Genomic DNA, 13,092 nt, shown 5'->3' with positions numbered 1-13,092 from the left:
ACCGCCCGATCCTCGCGGACGGTGACCTAGAATTCTCCGAGTTCTCGCCATGAAAGCATGGTGCTGAATGCCGCATTGGTGGAGTTCAAGCCGTTCCTCAAAGGTCTGAGAGCCTTGCGTAAGGGGACATTGAGGACTTCGACTGCGGTGGAGGCTTCGAGTGCCTCCCTGGCTTGCGCGCCCGCTTGTTCGATTATTTTCATGGTTTCGATTGTGCTGTTGATGTCGGCGGTGAATGCGGCCTTCATTTGCTCGTTGCCGTATCTGGCAAGGATGGCATGAACTTCGCGTAGGCTTTGGTCTGCCTGCATTGCCTTCTGCTCCAGCTCATTCCCAAGGGATTCAGCTTCAAGTGCGCGAGGTCCGAATTCATTGGCAAATTTCAAGAGAATCTTAGGGGCATTTTCGGCTCCCGCTTTCGGTATGTCTTGCTGGAGGTCATCTGTCCTCGACTTGAATTCGTCCAGGACTTCGGTAAGTGATGTCAGGAGCGGTCCGACCTTGGTGATATTGTCGATGGCTATTTCGTAGATCTCGTTGATTCCGGGCGCGTCGTCCGGCCTTCCTTCGATGGGCCCCGATGGCTCAGATTCAGATGCTGTGGTCGTCAATTCCGCTGCTTTCTTGACGAGGCTCTCCTCTGCGCGCTCGATCCCTTCGATCAATCGTGCGGCGATTCCGACCATGGCCTTCCTCCACGTCGAAGAGGTGGTCCCGTCTAAAACTGCCTCTTTCATGTCAATGTATTGGCGAGTCGCGATTTGTCGCGTAGCGAGATTGTCGCTATCTTCGGTTATGTGGCGATGTCCAAGTACTATAATGGGAAGAAATAGCTCTGTTACGCCGAAGTTTTGCGCCGACTCCACGAATAGCTGCATTTCCTCGCGGCACATGGGCTGCTCTAGGTACTTCATTGTAACAAGAGGAACAAAAGCCGATGCCCCTTTAACGCTTTCGTAAAGCTTTGCCCGCCACTCTTCTCCCCAGATTATCGACTGACTGTCGAGGAATACTTGAATATTCCTGCCATGGTCTGAGAATGCGTAATATTGCAAGTTCTTGGCGAATGTTTCGACAAAGTTGAGGACGGATTCGTCGTCGTGAGCGTAGCTGATGAAAACCTGGGTTCTAACTTGATCGTCTTTTTTGTTGGACACGGAGTCTACTCCTGGGTTGCCGGTTTGGTACAGCCTGGCCTTCGGTGACAGAATCTCGGCTATCCAAGATCAAGACGTCGCCTGCCGCGGAGCGCACGTCGTCGGACCGCTCGCGTACGCGCGCTCGTGAAGTCGTTGGTTCTGAGCCACATACGCCCAGAGACGCCAATGGGCAGATCGGTGTTACGTCGAAAGGAGCCACGTTCGGGTGAATCGCTCCCTCGTCAGCGATCTTTTATACCGGTCGATCGCCGTCAAGACCGGTTTCGGTGTCATCGCGCGATGGACAAGCGCCGGCCGCGACCGAACCCAGAAGACGCGAAAGAGCAGGTCAACATGAACAAGAAAACCGATCCGCCTCTGACCTGCTGTTTGTTGCGATTTGCCCCGTCAGGCCGTCTCGGAATCCTGGGCCGTCTGCGGTGGTCGGCGGGGCTTGAACACTCGGTTGGTCGCTGCCCGAGCCCGCTTGTGGCTCGACGGGACAAGGTGGGTGTAGATCCGGAGCGCGTAGCCGGGGTCGTGGTGGCCGAGGTACTCGGCGACCTCCTTGATCGATACGCCGTTGGCGAGCACGGGGGTGGGCTGTCACCGGGCCAGATGAGGCACAGGGTAGCGCGGAGTCAGGCCGTCAGAAGTCCAGACAGGCTCGGACGGGCCCGGACGCGACCGGACCCAACAGACACAAAAGAGCAGGTCAGAGGCGGTGCGCCCAAGAACGCCCCCAGGCCCACAGACCACCTGGATAGTTTATGAACAAGAAACCGATCCGCCTCTGAAAGCCGCGTTCGGCGAGCCGGTCACGGGATGATTCCCCGGGAGTTCAACGCGTCCGTCAGGCGTTCGCGCAACTCCTGGGCCGTTGCCTGGACGTCGATCTCCGCCGGTGGGGAGAGTACCTTCGAGATCACCGTCGACAGGTTCTGGTACGCCGGGGTCAGCGGGCGGACCGCCGCGTCCGTCAGGGCCGCCTGGATGTCACCCTTCATCGGGTACTGGTCGGCCATCGTCGGGTTTTCCTTCGGGTCCGCGGGTTTCGATGCGTCCAGGGGCGCGTTGTCGCGGTAGATCGATGCGATGCTCGGGGGGATGCCGTCCACCAATGCCTGGTACTTCTGGGAAGTCGCGTTCCGCAGGCACAGCGCCGCTTCGAACGCCTCCGGCTTGTGCTGCGAATACGTCGAGACCGCCAGGTTGAACCCGCCGATCGTCACGCGGCTCGACTGCCCGGCGACCACCGACGGGTACCGCGTCCACTTGAAGTGCGCCAGGTCCTGCGGCTTTTCCTTGGCGTAGGAGGCATACACGAACGGCCAGTTCAGCTCGGTCGCCGCCTGGCCGCGCTGGAACGCCTGGCGGATGTCGTCCTCCTTCTGGTTCGTCAGCGACGGGTCCGTGATCCCCGCCGTGGTGAGCGTCTTCAACAGCGAAAGCGCCTTCACCGCGCCGTCGTCCATCACCACGGACTTGCCGTCGTCGGACAGGATGTGCCCGCCCGCCGAGGCGACCAGCGTGTTGTAGAAGACGACCAGACCTTCGTACTGGGCGCCGGTGAACACGACCTGGTACGGCTTCCCGGCGGCCTTCAGCTGCTGCGCCTGCGTCATGAGCTCGTCGAACGTCTTCGGCGGCGACGGCGTGATCCGGTCGTCGTACCAGAGCAGCTGGACGTTCGTGTTCTTCGTTGCCCCGTACAGCTTCCCGTTCCACTTGGCGGTGGCCAGCGGCCCGGGCAGCACGTCCTGGGTGGCCGCCGCCGCGTTCGCGCCCGTCCACTCCTCGGCCCAGCCCGCTTCGGCGAACTCCGGCACCCAGGTGACGTCGAGGCCGAGCACGTCCAGCGAGGTGTCGCCCGCGGCGAGCCGGCGGACCATCTGCTCGCGCTGGCCGTCCGCGCCGCGCGGCAGCTTGTTGTAGACGATCTTGTACCGGCCCGCGGCCTCCTGCGTGCACCGGTCGACCACCGTCTGGAGGTGGTCTTCGGGCGAGATGTACAGGTTGATCGTCAGGCCGGCGGCCGACGAGCACGCGGTGAGCGCACTGGCGGCCAGCAGGACCGCGCCGGTGACGGGGAGGAGCTGGCGCATGTCGGCCTCCTTGCCGGGCGGGCGACGCCATTGCAAGCGCTTGCATCGATGATTAGCCTTGATCAAGGCCACTGTCAATGGCTCGGACTCGGATGGTTGCAAGCGCTTGCAACGAATGGGGCAGGGGATGCCGGAGAAGCTCGACGACGTGGCGCGGCTCGCCGGAGTCTCGGCGGCCACCGTGTCGCGAGCGCTGCGCGGGGTGCCCGGCGTCGCCGAACGCACGCGGACGCGGGTGGTCGCGGCCGCCGCGGAGCTCGGGTACGCCATCTCGCCCGCCGCGTCGAGCCTGGCCACTGGCCGGACCGGGACCGTCGGCGTGATCGTGCCCTACGTCGACCGCTGGTACTTCGCGCGTCTCATCTCCGGCGTCGAGCGGGTGCTGCGCGACGCCGGGATCAGCCTGCTGCTCTACAACCTCGGCGACGCCCCGGGCCGCGCGCGGTTCTTCGCCGGCCTCCCGCTGCGCCGCCGGGTCGACGCGGTGCTCGTACTTTCCCTGCCCCTGACGGAGACCGAACGCGAGCTGCTGCTGGGGCTCGGCGTCCCGTTCGTCACGATCGGCACCGAGGAACCCGGCGGGGACTCCGTCGGGATCGACGACCACGGCGCCGCGGTGACCGCGATGCGCCACCTCGTCCAGCTGGGTCACCGCGAGATCGCGTTCATCGGCGAGAGTGCCCCGATCCCGCTCGGGTTCACGACGCCGGTGCGCCGGCTGGCCGCCTACCGCGAGGTCTACCACGCGGTCTGCCGCGAGGACGGCCGCGAACCGGAAGCCGCGTTCGAAACCGGGGGCGGCTTCACGGTCGCGGGCGGGGAACGGGCGATGGGTGCCCTCCTCGGCCTGCCTCGCCGCCCCACCGCGGTGTTCGCCGCGTCGGACGAGATGGCGTTCGGGGCGCTGCGGGCGTTGCGCCGGGCCGGGCTGCGGGTGCCGGACGACGTCTCGGTGCTCGGGTTCGACAATCACGATCTCGCCGACCTGCTCGAGCTGAGCACCGTCGCCCAGCCCGTGGCCGAGCTGGGGGAGCGGGCCGGCCGGCTGCTCCTGGCGAGATTGTCCGGCGGAAAAATCGCGACATCGCCGTCGATTCTCGGGACACAACTAGTCCTTCGGGGCAGTACTGCCCCGACAGTGCGGCGCTGACCTGCTGTTCTTCCGGCGTTGCTCTGTTCGGTCGATTGCGGCCTACTCGATCATTAGGTGAAATAATCGCCGACAAGGATTAATCGCCGTGAGGAGCTGGCTGTGCACTGGGGGTCCGTGCTCGAAGAAGGCGGGGCGGGGATGGTCCGCCCGTACTTCCGCACTCATGGCCGAACGCGCCCGACCCGCGATCTCCCGATCGAGACGCTGGTGTCGATCACCCAGCGGGGGCGGGCGGTCGTGCGGGGGAGCACGACGGAGGAGACCGAGATCTGCGCGCTGCTGCGAACCTCCCAGTCGGTCGCCGAGGTCGCGGCGCGGCGGCGGATCCCGCTCGGGGTGGCGCGGGTCCTGCTGTCCGACCTGGCGGACCGGGGGATCGTCGCCGTGCACACGGCTCGCAAGGGGTCGGGCAACCGGCCGAGCCTCGAGCTGATGGAACGCATCCTCCACGGCCTCAGCCGGCTGTGAACTCTCCGACCAGCCGGGCGAACTCCGCCGGCTGGTCCAGCGGGATCAGCGTGTAGCTGTCGGCCACCTCGACCAGCTTTCCCTTGGGTAGCAAAGCCGCCAGCCGCTCACCGTGCTCCGGCGGCATCACGCGGTCTTCGCGGGCCCACACGACCAGCACCGGCCGGTCGAACGACGGCAGCCGTCCGGCGACGTCCACCAGGATCCCCGGCGACGCGGCCGCCGCGCGCAGGACGCGAACGGTGTCGCGCCGGACACCCGCCTGACTCAGCAACGGCCGGATCCACTTGGCGGACACCGCGTCGCCGCGTTTGGTCAGCCACCCGAACGCGATCGGCAGCCGGCGCACCGCGCGCAGCCGCATCTGCTGCATGAACAGCCCGAACAGGCCCGGCGACAGCTTCCCGGTCAGGAACAGCGTCTTGCCGGTGAGCCCGGGTGGGAAGTTGTCGAACGCGTCGCACGAGGCCAGCACCACACGGCTGACCCGCGGGGCGCCGTCCGCCATGAGCAGCTGGACCAGCGCGCCACCGGTGTCGACGCCGACGAGCGTGACGTCCCGCAGGTCGAGGCGCTCGAGGAACTCCGCCAGCAGGGCGGCGATGCCGGGCATCGACAGGTCCGCGCCATCCCGCATCGGGTGCCGGTGGGCGCCCAACGGCAACGTCGGGACGACGCGGCGGTGACCGCCGAGCGAGGCGACCGGGCCGTCCCACAGTGAGCCGTCCATCAGCAGCCCGTGGACGAAGACGAGGACCGGACCCGGCCCACCCGTGTCGGAGTACTCGACCGTTCCCGCGGACAGCTCGATCTGCATGCCCGAAGTGAACCACGTGGTTCGCAAACTGTCGAGAACCTCAGGGAGCGGCTTCCTCCCGCTCGACCGCGCGCAGCAGCGCCTCGAACCCGGCGGCCGCGCCGTCGCCGTCCGGGCTGGTCAGCAGGTCGACGAGGAAGCCGCGCAGGGTCGCGAGGATCATCGAGGCGACTTCGACCTTCCGCTGCTCCGGCCACCGCGCCGGGCAGAACGAGAGCAACGTCGGCAGGTACTGCTGGGACGCGCCGCGGCCGAGCGCGGCGTACCGGCCCGGGTCGTACATCGCCAGGCCCATCGCCTGGTCGAGCACGCGCCGCAGCTCCGACTCCTCGTCGCGGAGGCTCTCCCAGGCGGCCCGGACGCGGTCGGTCAGCGTCGACGAGCCCGCGGCGACCGCCGTCAGCGCGTTGCCGATCCGCCGTTCCCGCAACGCGAAAACCACCTGCCGGAGCAGGTCTTCCGCGCCTTCGAAGTGGTAGAGCAGCACCTTGTGCGTCGTCCCGGCCGACCGGGCCGCCCGCCGCAGCGAGAAGTCGACGAGACCGTTCTCCGCGACGTCGTCGGTGATCTTCGCCAGCAGCTCCCGGCGCCGGGCTTCGCCGCGGGCCGAGCCGGCCGACCGCCGGTAGCCGGTAGCGTTCTCCATGCGGGACAGCTTGACACGGGGAGGGGACGTCCATGCGGGTGCTGGTGACCGGCGGCAACGCCGGGATCGGCTATTTCACGGCCGAGCAGCTGGCTTCGGCGGGCGCGGAGGTGGTGATCGGCAGCCGCGACCCGGCGAAGGCCGAGACGGCGGCCGCCGCGATCCGCTCGCAGGTCGCCGGGGCGAAGGTCGAGTACGTCCGGCTCGACCTCGCCGACCTGGCCTCGATCGGGGCGGTCGACCCCGGCGAGCTCGACGCCGTCGTCTGCAACGCCGGGGTGATGCTCGACCACCCGCCGCGCCGGGAGACCCCCGCCGGGCACGAGCTGATGTTCGGTACCAACCACCTCGGGCACTTCGCGCTGGTCGCCCGGCTGATGCCGCTGCTGGCGCCGGACGCGCGCATCGTCACCACCGGCAGCTTCGCGGCGAAGTCGTCGAGCCTCGACTTCGCCGACCTCCAGAGCGAGCGCGACTACCAGCCGAAGCGCGCCTACGAACGGTCGAAGCTGGCTCAGATGCTCTTCGCCGTCGAACTCGACCGGCGGCTGCGCGAGGCCGGTTCGAAGCGGCTCAGCGTGGCGGCCCACCCGGGCGGCGCGCTCGACTCGCTGACGCCGTCACGCCCGCCGGTGCACGTCCGCACGGCCGGCCAGTGGCTGCGCGGCCTGCCCGCCCGCGCGCTGCTGCAGGGCAAGGACGCCGGCGCGCGGCCCGCCGTCCGCGCGGTGCTCGGCCCGGACGTCACCGGCGGGCAGCTGTGGGGCCCGCGCGTGTTCGGACTGCGTGGCCGCCCTCGTCTCGAAGAGCGCTGGAAGAACCTGACCGACGCCGCCGCCGGGCGGCTGTGGGCGGAAAGCGTCACGCTGACCGGAGTGGACCCGATGGGCTGAATGCACAGCGTCGACGGTGGGACTGTGCACATCGCACGGTGACGCCGCCGGGACCGCTGCTTACGGTGCGGGGAACCCATCCCCCGTCCCGGATTAGGAGGTCGGCGTGGCCTCAACAGTCGGTGTCGATGACTATGCCCTCACCAGAGTGCCGGACCACGCCCGGTACTCGTGGTGGTCGGTCGCCGTCCAGCGGTTCGGCCAGGTGTCCGCTCTGTCCCAGTTCCTGCTCGGAGCCACCGTCGGCTTCGGGATGAGCTTCTGGAACGCGGTCCTGGCCTTCACGCTCGGCTCGGTCATCCTGGAGCTCATCACGATCCTCGTCGGCGTCATCGGCGTCCGCGAAGGTCTGTCCACGTCCATGATCGCCCGCTGGACCGGCTTCGGCCGCGGCGGCTCGGCGCTCATCGGGCTCGCCATCGGGATCAGCCTCATCGGCTGGTTCGGTATCCAGTCCGCGGTCTCCGCCCAAGGTCTCGTCGCGCTCATCGGCGGCCTGCCGGAGTGGGGCTGGGCGCTGCTGTTCGGCCTGCTCGTCACCGCGATCGTCGTGCGCGGCTTCCACTCCATGGCCTGGACGGCGTACCTGACCGTCCCGGCGTTCCTCGTCCTCGTCGGCTGGTCGGTCATCTCCGAGCTGACCCGCCACGACCTCGGCACGCTCGTCTCCTCGGCCCCGCCCGGGCCGGCGCTGAGCCTGCTGCAGGGCACCACGCTGGTCGCCGGCGGCTTCATCGTCGGCGCCGTCATCACCCCGGACATGACCCGCTTCAACCGCACCACCGCCGACGTCGTCAAGCAGACGCTCGTCGGGATCACCCTCGGCGAGTACGTCATCGGCCTGTCCGGTGTCCTGCTCGCGCACGCCGTCGGCAGCGCCGGGATCACGACCATCGTGACGTCGTCGGTCGGGTGGATCGGGCTGCTGATCGTCATCGCCGGCACGATGAAGATCAACGACTGGAACCTGTACTCGTCCGGTCTGGGCGTCGTGAACTTCATCGGCACGGTCTCCGGGCGCAAGGCCCACCGCGGCCTGGTCACCGCCGTGCTCGGCGTCGCGGGCAGCCTGCTCGCCGCGGCCGGGATCCTGGCGAAGTTCACCGACTTCCTCACCGTGCTGGGCGTCGCTTTCCCGCCGATCGCCGGGATCATGGTCGCCGAGTACTTCGTCGTGAAGAAGTGGCGCGGTGACCTGGAAGCCGCCCGGGCGCGGGGAACCGTGCCCGACGACGCTCCGCTGTGGGTGCCCGCCACCATCGTCGTCTGGATCGCCGCGGCGCTCTTCGGCGAGTTCGTCGAATGGGGCCTGCCGAGCATCAACTCGCTCGTCGTGGCCTTCGTCCTGTACGTCGTCGCCGGGAAGCTCGGCCTGGTACGGGGGTTCGGCAGCAGCCGGACCGCCGAGACCGCTCCCGCCGTCCAGTCTGCTTAAGGAGAATCTTCGTGCGCATCGGCATCGACGTCGGCGGCACCAACACCGACGCTGTCCTGCTCGACGGCCGTCAGGTGCTCGCCTCGGTCAAGACCAGCACGACCGCGGACGTCACCTCGGGCATCGTCGCCGCGATCGACGGCCTGCAGCGGCAACGCGCGTTCGACCCGGCGGCGGTGCGGGCGGTGATGATCGGCACCACGCACTTCATCAACGCGCTCGTCGAGGCCCACCGGCTCGCGCCGACCGCGGCCGTGCGGCTGAGCCTGCCGGCCGGGGCGTCGCTGCCGCCGATGGTCGACTGGCCGCAGCGGCTCGTCGACGCGGTGTCGGGGCGCAGCTACCTGGTCCACGGTGGACACGAGTTCGACGGCCGGCACATCGCGGAGCTCGACGAGAGCGAGCTGCGCAAGGCCGCCGACGACATGGGGGCGGCCGGGGTGCGCAGCGTCGCGATCACCTCGGTCTTCTCCCCGGTCAACGCCGAGTTCGAGGCCCGCGCGGCCGAGATCATCGGCGCGCAGCTCCCGGACGTCGCGATCTCGCTGTCCCACGAGATCGGCCGGATCGGCCTGCTGGAAAGGGAAAACGCGACGGTGATCAACGCGGCGCTGCGCGAGCTGGCCGCGCACATCGTCGACGGGCTGTCCGCGTCGGTCACCGGCGCGGGCATCACCGCGCCGCTGTACCTGAGCCAGAACGACGGCACGCTGATGGACGTCGACTTCGCCCGCCGCTACCCGGTGGCGACGTTCGCTTCGGGGCCGACGAACTCGATGCGCGGCGCGGCCGTGCTGTCCGGTTTGGACACCTGCGCGGTGGTCGACGTCGGCGGCACGACGTCGGACGTCGGCGTGCTGCGGCAGGGGTTCCCGCGTGAGGCGACCACCGACGTCAGCGTCGCCGGCATCCGGACGAACTTCCGGATGCCGGACGTCCTGTCGATCGGCATCGGCGGCGGCAGCCGGGTGCGCGGGAACGTCACCGTGGGCCCGGACTCGGTCGGCTACGAACTGACGTCGAAGGCGCTCGTCTTCGGCGGCGACACGCTCACCGCGACCGACATCGCGGTGGCGGCGGGCCGGGCCGACATCGGGGACGCGTCGCTGGTGTCGCATTTGGACAAGGGCCTGGTCCGGGCCGCCCTGGACAAGATCGCCGCCGATGTGTCCGATGTGGTCGAACGGATGCGGACGTCGGCCGAGCCGTTGCCGGTGGTGGCGGTCGGCGGTGGTTCCGTGCTGCTGCCGGACGAGCTCGCCGGCTGCGGCGAGGTGCACCGGCCGGAGAACTACGCCGTGGCCAACGCCATCGGTGCGGCCATCGCGCAGATCGGCGGCGAGGTCGACCGCGTCTACGTGATCGAGCCCGGTCGTCGCGAAGCCGTCGTCGAGGAGGCGAAGCAGGAGGCGATCGACCGCGCGGTCGCCGCCGGTGCGTCGCCGGCGTCGGTCGGCATCGTCGACTTCGACGAGGTACCCATCCCGTACCTGCCCGGCAACGCCACGCGCATCCGCGCCAAGGCCGTCGGCGACCTGCAGCTGGGGGCGTGATGCGCGAAATCACTTCGGACGACCTCGGCGACATCGCCCGCGGCGCCGCGATCCTCGGCACCGGCGGCGGGGGAGACCCGTACATCGGCCGGCTGCTCGCGCTGTCCGCGGTCCGCTCGCACGGCTCGGTGCCGCTGGTTCCCCTGACGGAGGTGCCGGACGACGCCGTCGTGCTGCCCGTGGCGATGATGGGCGCGCCGACGGTGATGGTGGAGAAGCTGCCCTCGGCCGAGCAGGTCGGGCTCGCGGCCCGCACGCTCGCCGGGTACCTCGGCAAGGAGCTGACGCACATCGCGTGCGCCGAGGCCGGCGGGGTCAACTCGCTCATCCCGGTCGTCGCGGCCGCCCAGCTGGGACTCCCGCTGGTGGACGCCGACGGCATGGGCCGGGCGTTCCCCGAGCTGCAAATGGTTTTGCCGACTTTGTACGGCATCCGCGCGACCCCGATGTCCATTGCGGACGAAAAAGGCAACCGCGGAGTACTGGACACAGTGGACAACCGGTGGGCCGAGCGGCTGGCCCGCTCGGCGACCATCGACATGGGCTGCTCGGCGATGATCAGCAACTACGCGATGTCCGGGGCCCAGGCCCGGGAGTCGCTGGTGCCCGGCACGCTCAGCCTGTGCGCCGAGCTGGGGGCGCTGGTCCGGGAGGCTCGTGCTTCGCTGGAGGACCCGGTCGGGCGCGTCGTCGCCCGGTTGAAGGGACGACGGTTGTTCAGCGGCAAGGTCGTCGACGTCGCCCGCCGGACGGTCACCGGCTTCGCCCGCGGCGAGGCCCGGCTGTCCGGGATGGACGGTGACGAAGGAGCCGAGCTGGTGCTGCGGTTCCAGAACGAGCACCTGGTGGCCGAGCGCGACGGCGTCGTCGAGGCGTCGGTGCCGGATCTGATCTGCACGCTGGAACGCGAAACGGGGGAAGCCGTGACGACCGAGGGCCTGCGGTTCGGCCAGCGCGTCACGGTCATCGCCGCACCCGCCGACCCGCGCTGGCACACGCCGGAGGGGATCGCGCTCGCCGGACCGCGGTACTTCGGTTACGACATCGATCCGATCGGAGTCGCCGGGTGAGCTGGACCCTGACCGAGGACGACCTGCCCGACCTCGCCTGCGGCGCCGCGGTGCTCGGCACGGGCGGCGGCGGTGACCCGTACGTCGGCCGGCTGCTCGTGCGCGAAGCCATCCGGGAGCACGGGCCGATCACGATCCTCGATCCGTCCGAAGTGGACGACGACGCCCTGGTGATCCCGACGGCGCAGATGGGCGCGCCGACCGTGGTGCACGAGAAGCTGCCCAACGGCGCCGAGCCCGTGCTGGCCCTGCGGACGCTGGAGAAGCACCTCGGGAAGCGCGCCGACGCGACCATGCCGATCGAGTGCGGGGGCATCAACTCGATGATCCCGCTGATCGTCGGCGCCCGGCTCGGGCTGCCGGTGGTCGACGCCGACGGCATGGGCCGGGCGTTCCCGGAGCTGCAGATGGAGACGTTCGGCGTCTACGGCGTCCACGGCTCGCCGATGGCGATCGGCGGCGAGCGCGGCGAGACCACCGTGATCGACACCGGCTCGGACAACCGGCGGATGGAGTGGCTGGCCCGCGGCGTCACCATCCGGCTCGGCGGCGTCGCGCACATCGCCGAGTACGCGATGAGCGGCGCCGACGTCAAGCGGACCGCCGTGCCGCAAACGCTTTCGCTGGCGCTGACCGTGGGCCGGACGATCCGGTTGGCTCGCGAACGCAACGAAGATCCGGTCGCGCGGCTGGCCTCGGCGTTGCGCTCGACGCCGTACCAGCACCTGCGGGTGCTGTTCCGCGGCAAGGTGTCCGATGTGGAACGCCGGACCGAGGAGGGCTTCGCGCGCGGACGCGCCGCGGCGGTGTCGTTCGACGGCTCGAGCAAGCTGGAGATCCTGTTCCAGAACGAGAACCTGCTGGCCACTGTGGACGGCTCCGTGCGGTGCGTGGTGCCCGACCTGATCTGCGTGCTCGAGTCCGCGACGGCCGAGCCGATCACCACCGAGACGCTGCGCTACGGCCAGCGCGTCACCGTCGTCGGCATCTCGACCCCGCCGCTGATGCGGACGCCGGAGGCACTGGACACCTTCGGCCCGGGCGCGTTCGGGCTGCCCCACCCCTTCGTCCCCGTCGAGGAGATCGCGTGAGCTTGGCCGGGAAGCACGTCGTGGTCATCGGTGGCGGGTCGGGCATCGGGCTGGAAGTGGTCCGGCGTGCCGCCGCTTCGGGTGCGTCGGTCCACCTCGGCGGGCGGACGCCGGAGAAGCTGGCGGCGGCGGCCGAGCCGCTCGGGGCGACGTGGCAGGTCGTCGACAGCACCGACCAGGACTCCCTGGCCGCGTTCTTCGGTGCGCTCGACCGCGTCGACCACCTGTTCACGCCCGGCGCGTCCTACACGGTCGGGCCGCTGCGGGAGCTGAGCGACGAGGACGCGGCCAGCCCGTTCGTGACGAAGTTCTGGGGCCAGTACCACGCCGTCAAGCACGCGGTGCCGAAGCTGGCGCCGGACGCGTCGATCGTGCTGATGTCCGGCGCGGCGAGCGTCCGGCCGCCGGGTGCGGCACCCGCGTACGTGGCTTGCAACGCCGCGGTCGAAGGCCTCGGCCGCGGGCTCGCGGTCGAGCTGGCGCCGGTCCGGGTGAACGTCGTCGCGCCGGGCACGATCGACGGCAACCTGTGGGCGGGGCGGCCGGCCGACGTGCGGGAGGCGAGCTTCGGCCAGTACTCGCGGGACACGCTGCTGCACCGCGTCGGGAAGGAGTCCGAAGTGGCCGATGCCGTGCTGTACCTGTTCGGCAGCACCTACACGACCGGGTCGACGCTCTACCCCGACGGTGGCTACGCCCTGCGGTGAGCTCGTCTACTGTGG

Annotated in this window: 12 protein-coding genes; 8 read left to right on the top strand and 4 right to left on the bottom strand. The window is 69.2% G+C overall.

Annotated elements, in window-relative coordinates; all coding sequences use genetic code 11:
• Window positions 1-26: 26 nt before the first annotated feature.
• Both ACZ7PG_RS35485 and ACZ7PG_RS35480 read right to left on the bottom strand, forming a co-directional pair.
• Window positions 27-1,157: a toll/interleukin-1 receptor domain-containing protein gene (locus ACZ7PG_RS35485; protein ID WP_470243525.1), complete on the bottom strand. Its 1,131-nt coding sequence runs from the start codon at window positions 1,155-1,157 to the stop codon at window positions 27-29.
• Between the two features lie 800 nt (window positions 1,158-1,957).
• The gene (locus ACZ7PG_RS35480) at window positions 1,958-3,244 is read right to left on the bottom strand and encodes an ABC transporter substrate-binding protein (protein ID WP_470243524.1); all 1,287 of its coding nucleotides are present in this window, start codon (window positions 3,242-3,244) and stop codon (window positions 1,958-1,960) included.
• Window positions 3,245-3,371: 127 nt separating this feature from the next.
• On the opposite strand from ACZ7PG_RS35480, the gene ACZ7PG_RS35475 reads away from it, so the two are divergent.
• The gene (locus ACZ7PG_RS35475) at window positions 3,372-4,394 is read left to right on the top strand and encodes a LacI family DNA-binding transcriptional regulator (protein ID WP_470243523.1); all 1,023 of its coding nucleotides are present in this window, start codon (window positions 3,372-3,374) and stop codon (window positions 4,392-4,394) included.
• A gap of 102 nt (window positions 4,395-4,496) precedes the next feature.
• The gene (locus tag ACZ7PG_RS35470; protein ID WP_465313577.1) at window positions 4,497-4,865 is read left to right on the top strand and encodes a DUF742 domain-containing protein; all 369 of its coding nucleotides are present in this window, start codon (window positions 4,497-4,499) and stop codon (window positions 4,863-4,865) included.
• Here ACZ7PG_RS35470 and ACZ7PG_RS35465 read toward each other — a convergent pair.
• Together ACZ7PG_RS35465 and ACZ7PG_RS35460 are read right to left on the bottom strand one after the other, a co-directional pair.
• Window positions 4,852-5,682: an alpha/beta fold hydrolase gene (locus ACZ7PG_RS35465; RefSeq protein WP_470243522.1), complete on the bottom strand. Its 831-nt coding sequence runs from the start codon at window positions 5,680-5,682 to the stop codon at window positions 4,852-4,854. The genes ACZ7PG_RS35470 and ACZ7PG_RS35465 overlap by 14 nt on opposite strands.
• Before the next feature lie 40 nt (window positions 5,683-5,722).
• Window positions 5,723-6,328, bottom strand: coding sequence for a TetR/AcrR family transcriptional regulator (locus ACZ7PG_RS35460; protein WP_470243521.1), 606 nt, complete (start codon window positions 6,326-6,328; stop codon window positions 5,723-5,725).
• Between the two features lie 32 nt (window positions 6,329-6,360).
• Here ACZ7PG_RS35460 and ACZ7PG_RS35455 point away from each other — a divergent pair, with 32 nt between their 5' ends.
• From ACZ7PG_RS35455 to ACZ7PG_RS35430, 6 genes are all read left to right on the top strand, one after another.
• Window positions 6,361-7,221 carry an SDR family NAD(P)-dependent oxidoreductase gene (locus tag ACZ7PG_RS35455; protein ID WP_470243520.1) on the top strand — a complete coding sequence of 287 codons (861 nt, stop codon included), beginning with the start codon at window positions 6,361-6,363 and terminating at the stop codon, window positions 7,219-7,221.
• Window positions 7,222-7,327: 106 nt separating this feature from the next.
• Window positions 7,328-8,656: a purine-cytosine permease family protein gene (locus tag ACZ7PG_RS35450; RefSeq protein ID WP_470243519.1), complete on the top strand. Its 1,329-nt coding sequence runs from the start codon at window positions 7,328-7,330 to the stop codon at window positions 8,654-8,656.
• A gap of 11 nt (window positions 8,657-8,667) precedes the next feature.
• Window positions 8,668-10,209 (top strand): hydantoinase/oxoprolinase N-terminal domain-containing protein, encoded by a 1,542-nt coding sequence (locus ACZ7PG_RS35445; RefSeq protein ID WP_470243518.1) that lies wholly within the window; start codon window positions 8,668-8,670, stop codon window positions 10,207-10,209.
• A complete protein-coding gene (locus ACZ7PG_RS35440) occupies window positions 10,209-11,279 on the top strand; it encodes a DUF917 domain-containing protein (protein WP_470243517.1) in 1,071 nt (356 codons plus the stop codon). Before ACZ7PG_RS35445 ends, ACZ7PG_RS35440 begins: the two co-directional genes overlap by 1 nt.
• Window positions 11,276-12,370, top strand: coding sequence for a DUF917 domain-containing protein (locus tag ACZ7PG_RS35435; RefSeq protein ID WP_470243516.1), 1,095 nt, complete (start codon window positions 11,276-11,278; stop codon window positions 12,368-12,370). Before ACZ7PG_RS35440 ends, ACZ7PG_RS35435 begins: the two co-directional genes overlap by 4 nt.
• On the top strand, window positions 12,367-13,077 hold the full coding sequence (locus ACZ7PG_RS35430) for an SDR family oxidoreductase (RefSeq protein WP_470243515.1): 711 nt from the start codon (window positions 12,367-12,369) through the stop codon (window positions 13,075-13,077). Before ACZ7PG_RS35435 ends, ACZ7PG_RS35430 begins: the two co-directional genes overlap by 4 nt.
• The last annotated feature ends 15 nt before the right edge of the window (window positions 13,078-13,092 follow it).

This window comes from Amycolatopsis sp. NPDC114504 (assembly GCF_055633595.1).
The sequence above is the reverse complement of the archived record's forward strand: the minus strand, read 5'-3'. Positions and strand labels throughout refer to the sequence as shown.